The 13,354-nt window shown below is 75.9% G+C and carries 13 protein-coding genes, 1 pseudogene and 1 riboswitch; of the genes and pseudogenes, 8 read left to right on the forward strand and 6 right to left on the reverse strand.

The genetic code is table 11. The annotated features are described in order from the left end of the window. The first annotated feature begins 193 nt into the window (after positions 1 to 193). Positions 194 to 667 (forward strand): Lrp/AsnC family transcriptional regulator, encoded by a 474-nt coding sequence (locus ACI79C_RS11370; RefSeq protein ID WP_456945765.1) that lies wholly within the window; start codon positions 194 to 196, stop codon positions 665 to 667. A gap of 385 nt (positions 668 to 1,052) precedes the next feature. Here ACI79C_RS11370 and ACI79C_RS11375 read toward each other — a convergent pair whose 3' ends face one another. Beyond that, a complete protein-coding gene (locus ACI79C_RS11375) occupies positions 1,053 to 1,304 on the reverse strand; it encodes a DUF3253 domain-containing protein (protein WP_456945766.1) in 252 nt (83 codons plus the stop codon). A 125-nt stretch (positions 1,305 to 1,429) separates the two neighbouring features. Here ACI79C_RS11375 and ACI79C_RS11380 point away from each other — a divergent pair, with 125 nt between their 5' ends. The 3 genes from ACI79C_RS11380 to ACI79C_RS11390 all read left to right on the forward strand — a co-directional run bounded on the left by ACI79C_RS11380 (position 1,430) and on the right by ACI79C_RS11390 (position 3,597). Further along, entirely contained in the window at positions 1,430 to 1,945 is a 516-nt protein-coding gene (locus ACI79C_RS11380) for a hypothetical protein (protein WP_456945767.1), read from the forward strand. Positions 1,946 to 2,101: 156 nt separating this feature from the next. After that, complete coding sequence (locus ACI79C_RS11385) at positions 2,102 to 3,052, forward strand: hypothetical protein (RefSeq protein ID WP_456945768.1); 951 nt, start codon at positions 2,102 to 2,104, stop codon at positions 3,050 to 3,052. A 26-nt stretch (positions 3,053 to 3,078) separates the two neighbouring features. Continuing rightward, positions 3,079 to 3,597, forward strand: coding sequence for a hypothetical protein (locus ACI79C_RS11390; RefSeq protein ID WP_456945769.1), 519 nt, complete (start codon positions 3,079 to 3,081; stop codon positions 3,595 to 3,597). 10 nt (positions 3,598 to 3,607) lie between these two features. Here the strand turns inward: ACI79C_RS11390 and ACI79C_RS11395 are convergent, their stop codons facing one another. Then, complete coding sequence (locus ACI79C_RS11395) at positions 3,608 to 4,933, reverse strand: serine hydrolase domain-containing protein (protein ID WP_456945770.1); 1,326 nt, start codon at positions 4,931 to 4,933, stop codon at positions 3,608 to 3,610. A gap of 31 nt (positions 4,934 to 4,964) precedes the next feature. Beyond that, positions 4,965 to 5,291 carry a DUF3817 domain-containing protein gene (locus ACI79C_RS11400; RefSeq protein ID WP_456945771.1) on the reverse strand — a complete coding sequence of 109 codons (327 nt, stop codon included), beginning with the start codon at positions 5,289 to 5,291 and terminating at the stop codon, positions 4,965 to 4,967. 438 nt (positions 5,292 to 5,729) lie between these two features. On the opposite strand from ACI79C_RS11400, the gene ACI79C_RS11405 reads away from it, so the two are divergent. Continuing rightward, positions 5,730 to 6,296, forward strand: a complete 567-nt coding sequence (locus tag ACI79C_RS11405) for a hypothetical protein (RefSeq protein ID WP_456945772.1) — start codon at positions 5,730 to 5,732, stop codon at positions 6,294 to 6,296. On the opposite strand, the gene ACI79C_RS11410 is transcribed toward ACI79C_RS11405, so the two are convergent. Then, the gene (locus ACI79C_RS11410) at positions 6,274 to 6,651 is read right to left on the reverse strand and encodes a YrdB family protein (protein ID WP_456945773.1); all 378 of its coding nucleotides are present in this window, start codon (positions 6,649 to 6,651) and stop codon (positions 6,274 to 6,276) included. The genes ACI79C_RS11405 and ACI79C_RS11410 overlap by 23 nt on opposite strands. A gap of 174 nt (positions 6,652 to 6,825) precedes the next feature. Next, positions 6,826 to 7,869: a C40 family peptidase gene (locus ACI79C_RS11415; protein WP_456945774.1), complete on the reverse strand. Its 1,044-nt coding sequence runs from the start codon at positions 7,867 to 7,869 to the stop codon at positions 6,826 to 6,828. Between the two features lie 35 nt (positions 7,870 to 7,904). Then, positions 7,905 to 7,998, reverse strand: a riboswitch (cyclic di-AMP (ydaO/yuaA leader). Positions 7,999 to 8,230: 232 nt separating this feature from the next. Between ACI79C_RS11415 and ACI79C_RS11420 the strand changes: the two genes are divergently transcribed. The 3 genes and pseudogenes from ACI79C_RS11420 to ACI79C_RS11430 form a co-directional block, all read left to right on the forward strand. Then, a complete protein-coding gene (locus tag ACI79C_RS11420; protein ID WP_456945775.1) occupies positions 8,231 to 8,407 on the forward strand; it encodes a hypothetical protein in 177 nt (58 codons plus the stop codon). A 28-nt stretch (positions 8,408 to 8,435) separates the two neighbouring features. Then, complete coding sequence (locus ACI79C_RS11425; RefSeq protein WP_456945776.1) at positions 8,436 to 9,992, forward strand: phytoene desaturase family protein; 1,557 nt, start codon at positions 8,436 to 8,438, stop codon at positions 9,990 to 9,992. 72 nt (positions 9,993 to 10,064) lie between these two features. Then, positions 10,065 to 10,847 (forward strand): annotated as a pseudogene (locus tag ACI79C_RS11430) (YhjD/YihY/BrkB family envelope integrity protein); the annotation flags it as partial. Positions 10,848 to 10,870: 23 nt separating this feature from the next. Here the strand turns inward: ACI79C_RS11430 and ACI79C_RS11435 are convergent. Further along, positions 10,871 to 13,336: a transglycosylase domain-containing protein gene (locus ACI79C_RS11435; protein WP_456945777.1), complete on the reverse strand. Its 2,466-nt coding sequence runs from the start codon at positions 13,334 to 13,336 to the stop codon at positions 10,871 to 10,873. Positions 13,337 to 13,354 lie beyond the last annotated feature (18 nt).

Below are 13,354 nucleotides of genomic sequence, written 5' to 3' on the forward strand. Positions count from 1 at the left end.
GCAGCGGCCGGGGTCGCCGGCGCTGGCGGTGCTGGACGTCTCGCGGCGCCGGGGTGTGGCGCCACTCACACATCGTGGCACGACCGGGCCTCCCGTGGAGCAGACACTCCTCGCGCGATCTGCGCAAGATCCCATCGCGGTCCTGCGCACGATGCCCGGTACTAGGACGTCCTCGCATGTCAGACTGAGCAACGTGCCGGCCCTCGACGCCACCGACGCCCGCCTGCTCCGGGCCCTCACCGAGGACCCGCGCGCGAGCGCCACGGCGCTGTCCCAGCGCCTCGGCCTGGCGCGCAACACCGTGCAGGCCCGGCTCGCCCGGCTGGAGGGCAGCGACGCGCTCGCGCCGTTCGACGCGCGGGTGCGGCCGGAGGCGCTCGGCTACCGGCTCGGCGCCTACGTCACCGTGCAGGTCGTGCAGCGCAGTCTGGCCGACGTGGGCGAGGCGCTGGCCCAGATCCCCGAGGTGCTCGAGGTGACGGCGCTCTCCGGCGTCGCCGACCTGCTGGTGCGGGTCGTGGCCACCGATGCCGACCACCTGTGGCGGATCACCGAGCACGTGCTGACGATCCCCGGCGTGCAGCGGACCGACACCGCCCTCGCCCTGCGCCGGTTGGTCGACCACCGGTTGACCCCGCTGCTCGACCGCGCCGCCGGGACGGACTGACCCCGCTGCTCGACCGCGCCGGCGGGTCGGGTCGGGTCGGCGGCGGGGTACGCCAGCCACCCGTCACGCCCGCGCCCGCCCGGGTCTCGCCTCCTGCGGGCATCGCGACGCTGACCGATCCAGCGACCCACCGGGCGAGCGCCGCCTCCACCCCCCACCGTTCCCCCGGGCTGGACTGCTGCTGACCGACGAAGTCCGCCTGCGGCTCGCGTCAAGCCCTGTCCGCCGTCTGTGGACGGCGCCTTGACCTGCGGCTTCAGGTCGTGGGGTGACGCTCTCGCTGCTGTGCGAGCGGCACCGAGATCCACACCGGCCCACTCCTGCCACCGCCGCCTGAGCCGGCGCGCGATCGCCCCTGCGCGAGCGCCGGGCGGACCGGTCCACCTCAGCCCGGTCGGCGGATGCGCACGGGGCCGCGGACGGTCGTGACGTCCACGACCTCGCCGGACTGGGTGACCTCGGCACGGCCGGTCGCCGCGAGCCGCCCGGCTGCGGCCCGTGCCTCCGGCATGAGCGCGCGCCAGTCCGCGGGAGCGACCGCGCGCGCGGCCTCGGAGGGACAGATCGACGTGCCGGCCCGCCGGGCATCGAGGAGCTCCTCGATCGCCCGCTCCAACCGCACGCCGACGTCGTCCACGGCTCCAGCCTGCGGACGGTGCCGCGTCGCCGCCACTGGTCTCGGACGAGGGGCCCGGGGGATGCTCGCGCCGTGCGCCGGACGACGACCTGCCTGCTCGGCACCGTGGTGCGACGGGTAGCGCGGTGACCGATCCCCGCGCCGACCGGCTGGCCGTGCTCGCCGCGATCGAGGCCGTCCTCGCCGACCCGGCCCGGTTCGTGCAGGTGCTGGCGGAGGCAGAGGACGACGCGGCCGCCGTCGACGGTCTCCGGGCCGCGTTCGGGCTGACACCGGACGGCGCCGCCGCCGTCCTGGACCAGCAGTTCCGCCTGCTCACCCGCGAGCGCCGGGCCCGGCTCGCCGGTGAGATCGCCGTGCTCCGGGCCGAGTGGGGACCTCCCCTGGAGGCGCGGCTGCGCTTCGACGGGACCCGGTCCGCCGTCCTCGAGCTCGACGGCACCGGCCATGCCTTCCGTGCCCGCGGCAAGAACGGCGTCCTGGACGAGGTGGGCGCGTTCCTCTTCGGCGAGGTCGCCCGGCCCCGGCTGCGGCCGGTCGTCGTCCAGGTGGAGGGAGCGCCCGCCGGACCGGGCCGCTTGGTCGTCGACCCGGGCGGCACCACCCGGTACGAGGGATACCCCGAGGACGCTCCGAGGTAGGCGGCGGGGCCCGTGCCCCGACCAGAGGAGTCCCGTGTCCCCCGACGACCGCGCCCTGCTCCAGGACCTGCTCGCCGCCTACGGGCCCGGAGGCCAGGAGGACGACGTCCGCGAGGTCTGCCGAGGAGCACTCGCCCCCTGGTCGACGAGCTGTCCGTGGACCCCGCCGGGAACCTCGTCGCCCTGCTGCGGGGCGCGGGCGACCCGGACGCGCCGGTGGTTCGGGTGATGGCCCACATGGACGAGCTCGCCATGATCGTCAAGCGGGTGGAACCGGACGGCACCCTGCGGCTGTCCCAGCTCGGCACGATGTACCCGGGCAACTTCGGCCTCGGCCCCTTGACCGTCCTCGGCGACGAGGAGCAGTTCACCGCGGTCCTGCTGCTCGGCTCCGAGCACACCACCCAGGAGACCAGCCAGGTCTGGCGCACCACGCCCGACGGCGGCGACCAGGCCATGCAGTGGAGCGACGTCTACGTCTTCACCGGCCGCGGCGTCGAGGAGCTCGAGGCCGCCGGCGTGCACCCGGGCACGCGCGTCTGCGTGCACGCGAGCCGGCGGACCCTGGTCGGGTTCGGTGACTACGTCGGCTCCTACTTCCTCGACGACCGCGCCGCCCTCGCCACGCTCGTCGGCGCCGCCCGGCTGCTCCACGAGCAGGACCGGCGCCCTCCGGCGGACGTCTACCTGGTCTGCACGGTCGGGGAGGAGATGGGCGGCATCGGCGCCACCTACGCCAGCCGGACCCTGCCCGGGGACGTCACGCTCGCCCTCGACGTCGGGCCGGTGGAGGCCGAGTACCAGGTGCCGGCCGACTCCGGCCCGGTCGTCGCCTACGCCGACGACGCCGTCGTCTACGACAAGGCCCTCTCCGACCACCTGCTGGCGCTCGGGCGCGAGCTCGGGCTCGGCGCGCGGGCCGCCGTCTGGGAGTCCTTCGACTCCGACGCCTCGCAGGCGCGCGCCAGCGGCCAGACGGCGCGGGCGGCACTGCTGTCGCTGCCGACGCTGAGCACCCACGGCTACGAGGTCCAGCACGGCCAGACCGTCGGGCGGTGCGCCCGGCTCGTGGCCGAGTTCCTCTGCCGGCCGGTCCCACGCGTGTGAACAGCGCGACGGGGTAGGGCGCGGCCATGGCGAAGCGCACCCCCGTGGGGACGATCGGCAAGGGACGGCGCGGGATCAGCGTGCCCGGCTGGGCGCTGCGCGGCGCCGCGGCGGGAGCGGCGGCCAGCACCGCGCTCAACGCCGTCACGTACCTGGACATGGCCGTCCGGGGCCGCGGCACCAGCTCCACCCCGGAGCAGACCGTGGAGAAGCTGGCCGAGAAGGCCCACGTGCCGATCCCCGGCGAGGGCGAGACCCGCAACAACCGGGTGCAGGGGCTCGGCCCGCTGACCGGGCTGGTGACGGGTGTCGGTGTCGGCGTCGTCGTCGGGCTGGTGCGGGCCGCCGGCTTCCGGTCGCAGCCCCTGGTCGGCACGCTGCTCACCACGGCCGGGATCCTGGTCGCGGCCAACGGCCCGATGACCGCGCTCGGCATCACCGACCCGCGCAGCTGGTCGGCGACCGACTGGGCCAGCGACCTCGTGCCGCACCTGGTCTACGGCGCGGTGCTGAAGACGACGATGGACGCCTTCGACCTGCCGTGACCTGCGCGGCTCAGTGCCGCCAGCCCTCCTCGTCGACCCCGCCGGGCACCGGGGCCTCGGGGTCGTAGGGCGTGCGGGTGAAGACGAAGGTGCCCAGGTCCAAGTGGTCCGGGGCGATCCGCAGCGGCTCCCCGGCGTAGTAGCCGTCCAGCCCGAGCCAGGTGCCGTCGTCCCGGCGGGCGAAGCGGCTCGCGCGCCCCGCCCGGCCCGGCAGTGGCCCCAGGTGCAGCAGCCCGCCGTGGAGCGCCCGGAGCACGTGCGGAGCCGGACCCCAGAACCAGATGCCGAGGTGCTCCAGCGGAACGGGGGACGGCGCGGGGGTCCACGGGTCGACGATCCGCGGCTCGGCGGCCCGCAGGTCGGCCAGCAGCCCGAACACCACCGGCTCGGGACCGCTCGTGGCGTTGGCCAGGGACACCGCCCCGGTCCGCTCGTCGCGGTCGACGAAGACGCCGGCGAGGAAGCCGGGCATCGACCCGCCGTGCCCGACGAGGGTGCGCCCGTCGACGCGCACGACCTGCAGGCCCAGCCCGTAGGCCGACCACCCCGGCGCCGAGGGGTCGACCCCGCCGGGGATCGTCATCTCCTCCAGCGTCGCCGGGTCCAGCACGTCGCCGGTGTCGCCCAGCAGGAAGACGGCGAACCGGGCGAGGTCGGCCAGGGTCGCCCAGAGCTGACCCGCGGCGGCCATCACGCCCGCGTCGTGCTCCGGCTCGGGCAGGACGACGTCGGCCCAGGGGTGCACGGCGTGGCCCTCCGCGGCCGGGGCGACCGGGCGCGGCGTCGTCCGGGTCATGCCGAGCGGGGCCAGCACCTCGTCGCGGACGACGTCCCCCCACGCGCGTCCGCGCTGCCGGGCCACCAGCTCGCCGAGCAGGCCGAAGCCGAGGTTGGAGTAGTGGAACCGGCGGGCGGCCCCCAGGACCACGTGCTCGTCGTCCAGGCCGAGGTCCTCGAGCGAAACGCCCGGCGTCCGCTCCCACCAGCCGCCCGGGCTCTCCGCCGCCGCACCGCCGAGGTGGGCCAGCAACTGGCCGACGGTGCGGTCGCCCATCGGCGTGCCGGGCACGTGCCGGTCGAGCGGGTCGTCGAGGTCCAGCCGCCCCTCGTCGCGCAGCCGCAGCACGGCGACCGCGGTGACCGTCTTGCTGATCGAGCCCAGCCGGTACTGCACGTCCGTGTGCGGCTCCGGGACGTCTCCCCGCCCGGCCGACCACACCAGGCCGTCCTCCCGCACGACGCCGGCGACCAGGCTGGGGGCCCGGCCCTCGCGCTGCGCCCGGGCGGTGCGGGCGAGCAGGGTGCGGGCGGTGGAGGGCAGGACGGGCTCGGACACGCCCGCGACCGTAGCGAGCGGCCCCGGTCGGTCAGGAGGCCGGCGCGGGGTCCGGCAGCGGCAGCCGCTCGGTGCGGGTGGCCCAGCGGTCGAACCACAGGGTGGCCAGCGGGGGCACCGAGGCCGCCAGGGCGAGCCCGGTGGTGACCAGGTTCCACCGCAGCACCCGGCCGGCGAGCAGGGCGACCAGCACGTAGGCGACGAAGATCCCGCCGTGGATCGGGCCGAAGATCTGCACGCCGCGCTCGGAGGTGGCCAGCACGTACTTCACGAACATGCCGAACAGCAGGCCCACCCAGGAGCAGGCCTCGGCGAGGGCGACGGCACGGAAGGCGAGGGCGACGGCACGGGGGTTCATCGCCCCCCATCCTCCCCGATCCCGGAGCCGAGGTGGGCACTGCCCCGGGAGGAGAGCTCGTACCCGACGGGCAGCCTCCGGGTGAGGCCGAGTTCCTTGAGCCGCCGCACGTCCCGCGTGGACGGCAGGGTCTCCCGCCCAGGGCCGCGGCCAGGTCGGGCGCGCGCACCCCGGGCCGCTCCGCGATCAGGCGCAGCACCGCCCGCGTCCAGGGGCCGGTCGCGCGCGCCGCGTCCCCGTGGTCCAGCCGGGCGTCGAGCGCCTGACGCTCCTCGGGGGACAGCGACGCCTGCTCGCGCAGGGCGATCCGCGGGTCGGGCCCGGCGGGGCGCACGCGCGCCGCCCGGTCGCACCCGGGGCCGGTCCCACCGGGGAACGCCAGGGTGACCGCCCGTCCATGATCCCGCCGGCGGCGGCCGGTGGGATGAGCACGGACGGATGCTGGCAGGGTCGTCGGCCGTGCGGGGGCTGGCGCGGCGGGAGTTCTGCCTCGTGCTGTTGCGCCGCATGGCCGACCTGCGCCCCGACCTGGTGGCAGAGGCGCTCCCCCGCGTCGGCGCCACGCGCGCGGAAGCGCACGCGGCACACACCCGGTGGCAGGCGCTGCAGCACTCGCCCCGCGCACCGCGGGGGCTGGCCCTGCGCACCGCCGTCCTCGGCCCCCCGGAGGAACTGGAGGACCGCCGGTTCGGCGACCTGGACCTCCAGGTCCGCCGCTGGCCGCTGCCGCTGTGGCCACACCTGTGCTGGGAGGTGCTCTCCGGCCCGGGCGGCTCGGTGCTCCAGGAGCACCTGGTCCGCGCGCCGGGCTCGCCGGTCCCGCGCGCCACGGCGGGCCGGTTGCGGGTGTGGGAGCACGTCCTGGACGACGTGGTGGGGCTGCCCGGAGCGCGCAGCGTGGACCCCGGGGTGGTCACCCGCTGGGAGGTCCACCTGCCCGGGGACGTCCGGGCCCGCTTCGTCTGGGGCCTGCTGCAGCAGGTCAGCCGGCCGGCGCCGCGCTGACCGCGACCTCCGGCGCGGGTGCGGTCAGCGGCCCGGACAGCACGCTGCCCAGGACGGCGGCGACGACCAGGACGGCGGCCAGGCGCGGCGACCCCACCGCCAGCAGCGCGGCGCCCGCCGCCCCGAAGACGGCCACCTTCGTGAGGACGACCAGCACGGCGACGTGCACCACGGCCTGCGGCGCGGCGAACAGCCACCACAGGACCGCCGCGACGAGGGGGACGCCGAGGGCGAGGAGCCACCGCGCCGTCGGCGTCCCGCCGGAGACCCACCCCCAGTAGCCGAGGGCGGCCAGCGCGCCCAGCTCGGTGGCGAACGCGACGCCCGCCCAGCTCCACTGCCATGCCTGCGCCATTCCGCACCCACTCCGCGATCACTGATCTGTATGGAGAGCAGTGTTCACGGATGAGCCCGGACGGTCAAGACACGACCGAGCCCCCGGACGCGCGTGGCGTCCGGGGGCTCCGGCTGGCGCCGTCCCGAGGCTCGCCGCGAGCCTGCGAGCGGTGAGGAGGACGGGGTCCTCCTCTCAGCTGGCGATGCGGTTGAACTTCGGGGTGGCGCCCATGGCGTCGACGCTGGCGACCTTGACGACGTCGCCGGAGGTCGGCGCGTGCACCATCTGGCCGTTGCCGAGGTAGATGCCGATGTGGCTGACCGGGCTGTAGAAGGCGACCAGGTCGCCGGGGCGGGCCTCGGAGCGGGAGACCTGCTGCCCCATCGAGGACTGCATCCGGCTGGAGTGCGGCAGGCTGATGCCCGCGGCCTGGAACGCGTACTGGACCAGCCCGGAGCAGTCGTAGGAGCCGGGGCCGGAGGCCGCCCAGACGTAGGGCTTGCCGCGCTGGGCCATGGCCCGGTCGATGACCGCCTGGAGCGCGCCGCCGCCGGCGACGACGGGAGCCGACCCGGAGGACGGCGCCGCCCGCTCACCGCGGCTGGCCCGCTCCCCACCGCCGTGGGCGGTGGCTGCCGCCGCGAGGGCGGCGCGCCGCTCGTCGGCGCTCAGCCGCGCGTAGTCGGCCTGGTACGCGGCGATCTGCGCCTGCAGGTCGGCCTGCTGCTCGGCGACGGCGTCGTACTGCTGTTGCGTCTCGGCGGCGATCCGGTCGGCCTCGGCCTGGGCCGCGGCGGCGGCCTCGCCGGCGGCGACCGCCTGCCCGAGCAGGTCGTTCTGGTGACCGGCGACGGCCTCCAGGAGCGTCACCCGGTTGACGAACTCGTCGGCCGAGCCGCTGGTCATCAGCGCCTGCAGCGACCCCATGCTCTCGCCGGTGAAGGCGCTGCGGGCGATGCCCTTCACCTGCTCCCGCGCGGTGGTCACCACGGCCTGCGCCTCGGCGACCTGCGCCGCCGCGGCCTGGACGGCGGCCTGCTGGGCGGCGAGCGCCTCACGCGCCTCGTTGAACTGCTCGGTGACGACCTCCAGGTCGTGCCCGCGGGCGGCGACGAGGGCGGCGGCCTCCTGGGCGGTGGCCGGCTCCTCCGCCCCGGCGGAGGTCGGGACGAAGGCGACGCCGAGGGCGGCGGCGAGGACGAGCGCAGCGCGGCGAGCGGCGCGGTGGGACGCCATGGTCTGGCGGCTCTCCGTTCTTCCACGAGCCGCCTACCGGGTTAGCTGACGGGTTCGAGCGGGAAGGCGCCCGGCGCGCCCGGCCTGAGCCGTGCGTGCTCCACCCCAGTGCTGCGTTGGGTCCCCGGCCCGGCTCCCCCGGAGGGAGGAACCGGCTCGACGGCGCCCGCGGGGTGTCACCCATTGCGGTGACGGAGCGCCCCGGCGGACACACACACCGTAAGGGCCGTGACGCTGTCGTGACAATTACCCAGATGTGATTTCGTGGACTCTCACCTCGACCCCGATCGGTCGCCGAGACCCCTGGGGCGACCGGGGCGCGTGGGGTTTGCCGACGGTCCCCGGCGAGCACGTGCAGCGCATGGATCTCAAGCGCCCCCTGGTCGTGCTCGCCCTCGTCGGGGCGCTCGCCGGGTGCAGCAGCACCAACAACTCCAACACCGACCTCGACCGCAACGAGCAGGACTGCGGCACGGCCGAGCAGGCCCCGGGACAGGGCTGCGAGGAGAGCGAGGACGCCCCCACGCAGGGCGGCTGAGGACCCCGCACCCGCTACCGTCCGCCGGGTGAGTGCACGCAGCAGGTACGACGCCGTCGTCGTGGGGGCCGGGCACAACGGGCTGGTCGCCGCCGCCTACCTGGCCCGCGCCGGGTGGTCGGTGCTCGTCCTCGAGCGGCTGGAGCACGTCGGCGGCGCCGCGGTCAGCCAGCAGGTGTTCCCCGGGGTCGACGTCCGGCTCTCGGCGTACTCGTACCTGGTCAGCCTGCTGCCCGACCGGATCGTCGCCGACCTCGGACTGGAGGTGACCCTCGCCGACCGGGAGGTGGCCTCCTACACCGCGGTGCCCGGGGCGTCCGGGCTGCTGGTCGAGCGGGACGAGGGGCCGGCCACCGCCGCGTCCTTCCGGGACCTCACCGGCTCGGACGACGAGCTGGCCGGCTGGCGGCGCTTCTACGGCCGGCTGGCCGACCTCGCCGAGGACCTCGCCCCGACGCTCACCGAGCCGCTCCTCTCCCCCGCCGCCCTCGCCGGGCGGCTGCGCGACCCGCAGCTGTGGCAGGACCTGCTCGAGCGGCCGTTGGCCGACGTGGTGGCCGACGACCTCGACCACGACGTCGTCCGCGGGGTGGCCCTCACCGACGGGCTGATCGGCACCTTCGCCGACGTGCACGCCGCCGACGGCCCGGCCGGCCGCTGCTTCCTGTACCACCTGGTCGGCAACGGCACCGGCCGGTGGCGGGTGCCGGTCGGCGGGATGGGGGCGGTGACCGGCGCCATGGCGGCCGCCGCGCGCGGCGCCGGCGCGGAGCTGCTGACCCGGGCCACGGTGACGGCGCTGGACCCGCGGCCCGACGGCGTCACCGTGCACTGGACCGACGACGAGGGCACCGAGCGGGCCGCGGACGCGGGCGCGGTCGTCTGCGGCGCCGCGCCGGCCGTGCTCGACCGGCTGTTCGGCGTCCCGGCACGGACGACGCCGGACGGCGCCCAGCTCAAGGTGAACATGGTGCTGGCCCGGCTGCCCCGGCTGCGGTCGGGCGTGGACCCGGCCGTCGCCTTCTCCGGGACCTTCCACGTCGACGAGGCCGCCACGCAGCTCGACGCCGCGCACGCCCAGGCCGCCGCCGGCCGGCTGCCCGACGTGATCCCGTTCGAGGTCTACTGCCACTCGCTGTCCGACCCCTCGATCCTCGGGCCGGCGGAGCGGGCGGCCGGCCACCAGACGCTCACCCTGTTCGGCCTGCACACGCCGGCCGCGCTCTTCCGGGAGGACCCCGTGGGCACGCGCCGGGAGGCCGTCCGCCGGGTCGTCGCCCAGCTCGACGCCCACCTGGAGGAGCCGCTGCTGGACTGCCTGGCCCGGGACGCCGCCGGGGAGCCCTGCCTGCAGGCCGCCTCACCCCTGGACGTCGAGGCGTCCCTGGCGATGCCGGGCGGCCACATCTTCCACGGCGACCTGTCCTGGCCCGTTGCCGCGACGCCCGCGGAGGTGGGCACCTGGGGCGTGGCGACGGCGCACCCGCGGGTGGTGGCGGCCTCCTCCGGCGGAACGGTGCGGGGCGGTGCCGTCAGCGGCCTGGGCGGCTACGCCGCGGCCCGCTCGCTGCTGGACCGGCGCTGAAGGCGGACCCCGGGAGGACCCCCGGAACGGCTCCGTCCGGCGGGATCGGTCCCGACCTGGTGGCATGACCCGGTGGACCTGCGGCGGGAGACCAGGGACCTGATCCGCGGCGCGGCGCGCCGGCTGCAGGGTCGGGACCTCGCGCTGATCGCCGCCGGGCTGACGTTCTACGCCGGCATCGCGGTGGTGCCGCTGCTGCTGGTGGCCTTCTCGCTGACCGCCCTGCTCACCTCGCCGGACACGGTCACCGACCTCACCGGACGGCTGGCCGGTCTGCTGCCGGCGCAGCTGGGCGCCCCCGAGGCCCTCCGCGCACTCGCCCGGGCCGGCGTGGGCATGAGCCTGCTGGAGTTCGTGCTCGCCCTGCTCCCGCTCTCCTTCTACGGCGAGGGCCTGCGGCGGGCGCTGCTGCGCTTCACCCCGCGCCGGGACACGCTGACCGGCTGGCGCGGCCGGCTGCTGGCGCTGCCGCTGGTGGTCGCCACCCCGCTGCTGCTGTACCCGCTGCTGCTGGCGGCCTCGGCGATGGTCGGGCTGACCGAGCGGGGCGCCCGGCTGGGCAGCCTGGCGGTGGGCTACTACTCGGTGCTGGCCGCGCTCACCGTGCCGCTGCTGTGGGGGTTCGGCGTGATCGCCGCCGGCTGGCTGCGGTGGCCGGCCCTCGTGTCGGGCGCGCTGTTCACCGCCGCCTGCCTGTCGGGCTTCCTGCAGGGCTTCGTGCTGTTCCTGTCCCTCCCGCTGGCCCTCGGCGCGCCGTTCGGCGGGCTGACCGTGGTCGGTGCGGTGGTGGCCATCAGCCTGTGGCTGTTCCTCCTGCACCTGGTGCTGATCGGCGGCTGGCTGCTGACCCAGTCCCTCGACGAGCGGATCCGCCGCGGTCAGCCCTCGTCGTCCTCGAAGTCCTCGCCGGAGTCGAACTCCTCGTCGGAGTCCCCGCCGTCCTCGTCGGAGTCCCCGCCCTCGTCGAAGTCGCCCTCGGCGGGGTCCTCGGGCGGCGGCTCGGGTGCCGGTTCGGCCTCCTCCTCCGCCGGTGGCGGTCCGGCCGGCTCCTCGGGGGCGGGCGGGTCCTCCGCCTCGCGGGCCGGCGGCTGCTCGGGCTCCGACCGCCGCTGGGGAGCCGGCTCCACGTAGTCGGCGCCGTTGCTCACCAGGATCGAGACGAGCTGGCCCGGCACGGCCCGACCGCCGCGCGGCGGGCTGGTGCCCAGCAGCGTGCCGGCCCCCCGGGAGCTGTCCACGCGCACGGTGGTGTGCTGGAACCCGGCGTCGGCCAGCGCCGCCTGGCAGGCCCGGACCGACGAGCAGCCGGGCACCGGCCGGGTGTTGCCGTTCATCACGACCTCGTCGGCCGGCGGGAACTGCCCGCTCCCCCGCGCCTCCAGGACCGGCGCCATGGCGTCGCGCCAGACCGTGGCGGCCTTCCCGCCGCCGAAGCCGCCGACGTTCTGCTTCGTCTTGGGGTTGAGCACCATGACGCTGGCGGTGATCTCGGGGGTGTAGCCCACGAAGGCGATCGAGTCGTTGTCCTGCGACGTGCCGGTCTTGCCGGCGATCTGGTGGCCGGGGACGTGCGCGCGGGCGCCGGTCTGGCCCGGGTGCCCGGGCGCGACGTCCTTGACCAGCATCTGGTTGAGCGTGTTGGCCACGCCCGGCGGGATCGCCTCGGGGGTGCACCGGTCGCCCACGGCGAGCGGCTCGCCGTCGGCGCCGAGCGCCGGCTGCCCGTGCCGGTCGAGGACGGCGGTGACCGGGACGACGTCGCACTGCGTGCCGCTGGCGGCCAGGGTGGAGTAGGCGCTGGCCAGCGCCAGCGGGCTGGTCGCCTCGGCGCCGAAGGTGAACGAGCCGCGGTTCTCGTCGACGATCTGCTGCGGCAGCGCCGGGTCGCTGAACTGGAACAGGCCCATCCGCTCGGCCATGCGCACCGGCTCCTCGACGCTGCCCAGGGCGTCCTCCAGGGCGAGGAAGTAGGTGTTGGAGGACTGGTAGAGCGCGGTGGTGAGGTCCAGCGTCGACCGGTACCGGCCCGCGTTCTGGACGTCGTAGCGGCCGGCGCCGTCCCGGTAGACCCGGGAGACGTAGGGATCGGACGTGGACAGCGTGTAGTAGCTGGAGTAGCCGCGGGCCAGCGCCGCGGCGGCGGTGAACACCTTGTACGTCGACCCGGACCCCTTGCTGGGTGCGACGTTGAGGTTGAACGACTCCTGCGCCGGGTCCTCCTTGTCATACCCGAACACCCGGTTGACGCTCATCGCCAGCAGGTGCCCGGTGCCCGGCTCGACGGCGGTGAACATGGCCGCCAGCGAGTCGCCCATGGGCAGGGTCTCGACGACGGCCGCGTCGCCGGCCCGCTGCAGGTCGACGTCCAGCGTGGTCTGGATGACGTAGCCGTCGTTGTCCAACTGCTCCTGGGTGAGCCCCAGCTCCTGGATCAGGTACCGCTGGACGAAGTCGCAGACGAACGCGCCGACGCCGGCCTCGACGCAGCCGCGGCGGGGCGCCGGGCCCGGGGCCAGCCCCAGCGGGGCGGCCTGGGCCGCGGTGCCCTCGGCCGGGGTGACGTAGCCCTGCTCGACCATCCGGGAGAGGACCTCGTTGCGCCGCTCGGTGGCCGCCTCGGGGTTGGTGAACGGGTCGTCGGCGGCCGGGCTCTGCGCCAGTCCGGCGAGCAGCGCCGCCTGGGGCAAGGTCAGCGCGGAGGCGTCCACGCCGAAGAACGCGCGCGCGGCCGGTTGCACGCCGTAGGCGTTCTGCCCGAAGTACACGACGTTCAGGTAGCGGGTGAGGATCTCGTCCTTGGAGTAGGCGTCCTCCAGGGCCAGCGCCAGCCGGGCCTCGCGCAGCTTGCGGCCCACCGTCTGCTCCGTGGCCGCGCTGCGCTCCTCCGGCGTGCGGGCGGTCTGCAGCAGGGTCTGCTTGACCAGCTGCTGGGTGAGCGTCGAGCCGCCCTCCTGCACCCCGCCGGCGGCGATGTTGGTGAGCAGCGCCCGCAGCGTGCCCTGGACGTCGAGGCCGTGGTGGTCGCGGAAGCGGGCGTCCTCGATGGCCACCATCGCCTGCTTCATCACCTCGGCGATCTGGTCGCCGGCCACCGGCGCGCGGTTCTCCTCGTAGAAGTACGTGATCGGCTCGCCGTTGGCGGCCAGCAGCACCGTGTTGCCGGCCGGGGGGTCGATGCTCAGCTCGGTGGGGAGGTCCCCCAGCAGGCTGGTCGACTGCTGGGCGGCCAGGGCCGGCCCGCCGACCCACGGGAAGAGGACCGCCGCGACGAGGGCCCCGGCCGCGACGACCGTGGCGGCCAGCTTGAGCAGCGTCCTGACCCGTGCATCCGTGCGCAGGTCCATGGGCCCCCTTCCGTGACG

This window comes from Geodermatophilus sp. SYSU D00697 (assembly GCF_054050175.1).

What these genes read in the sequence shown, in the direction of transcription:
- ACI79C_RS11390 (WP_456945769.1), top strand. Translation starts at nt 3,079, where the DNA reads ATGGCGAAGCGCACCCCCGTGGGGACGATCGGCAAGGGACGGCGCGGG.
- ACI79C_RS11400 (WP_456945771.1), bottom strand. Translation starts at nt 5,291, where the DNA reads ATGAACCCCCGTGCCGTCGCCCTCGCCTTCCGTGCCGTCGCCCTCGCC.
- ACI79C_RS11405 (WP_456945772.1), top strand. Translation starts at nt 5,730, where the DNA reads ATGCTGGCAGGGTCGTCGGCCGTGCGGGGGCTGGCGCGGCGGGAGTTC.
- ACI79C_RS11410 (WP_456945773.1), bottom strand. Translation starts at nt 6,651, where the DNA reads ATGGCGCAGGCATGGCAGTGGAGCTGGGCGGGCGTCGCGTTCGCCACC.
- ACI79C_RS11415 (WP_456945774.1), bottom strand. Translation starts at nt 7,869, where the DNA reads ATGGCGTCCCACCGCGCCGCTCGCCGCGCTGCGCTCGTCCTCGCCGCC.
- ACI79C_RS11420 (WP_456945775.1), top strand. Translation starts at nt 8,231, where the DNA reads ATGGATCTCAAGCGCCCCCTGGTCGTGCTCGCCCTCGTCGGGGCGCTC.
- ACI79C_RS11435 (WP_456945777.1), bottom strand. Translation starts at nt 13,336, where the DNA reads ATGGACCTGCGCACGGATGCACGGGTCAGGACGCTGCTCAAGCTGGCC.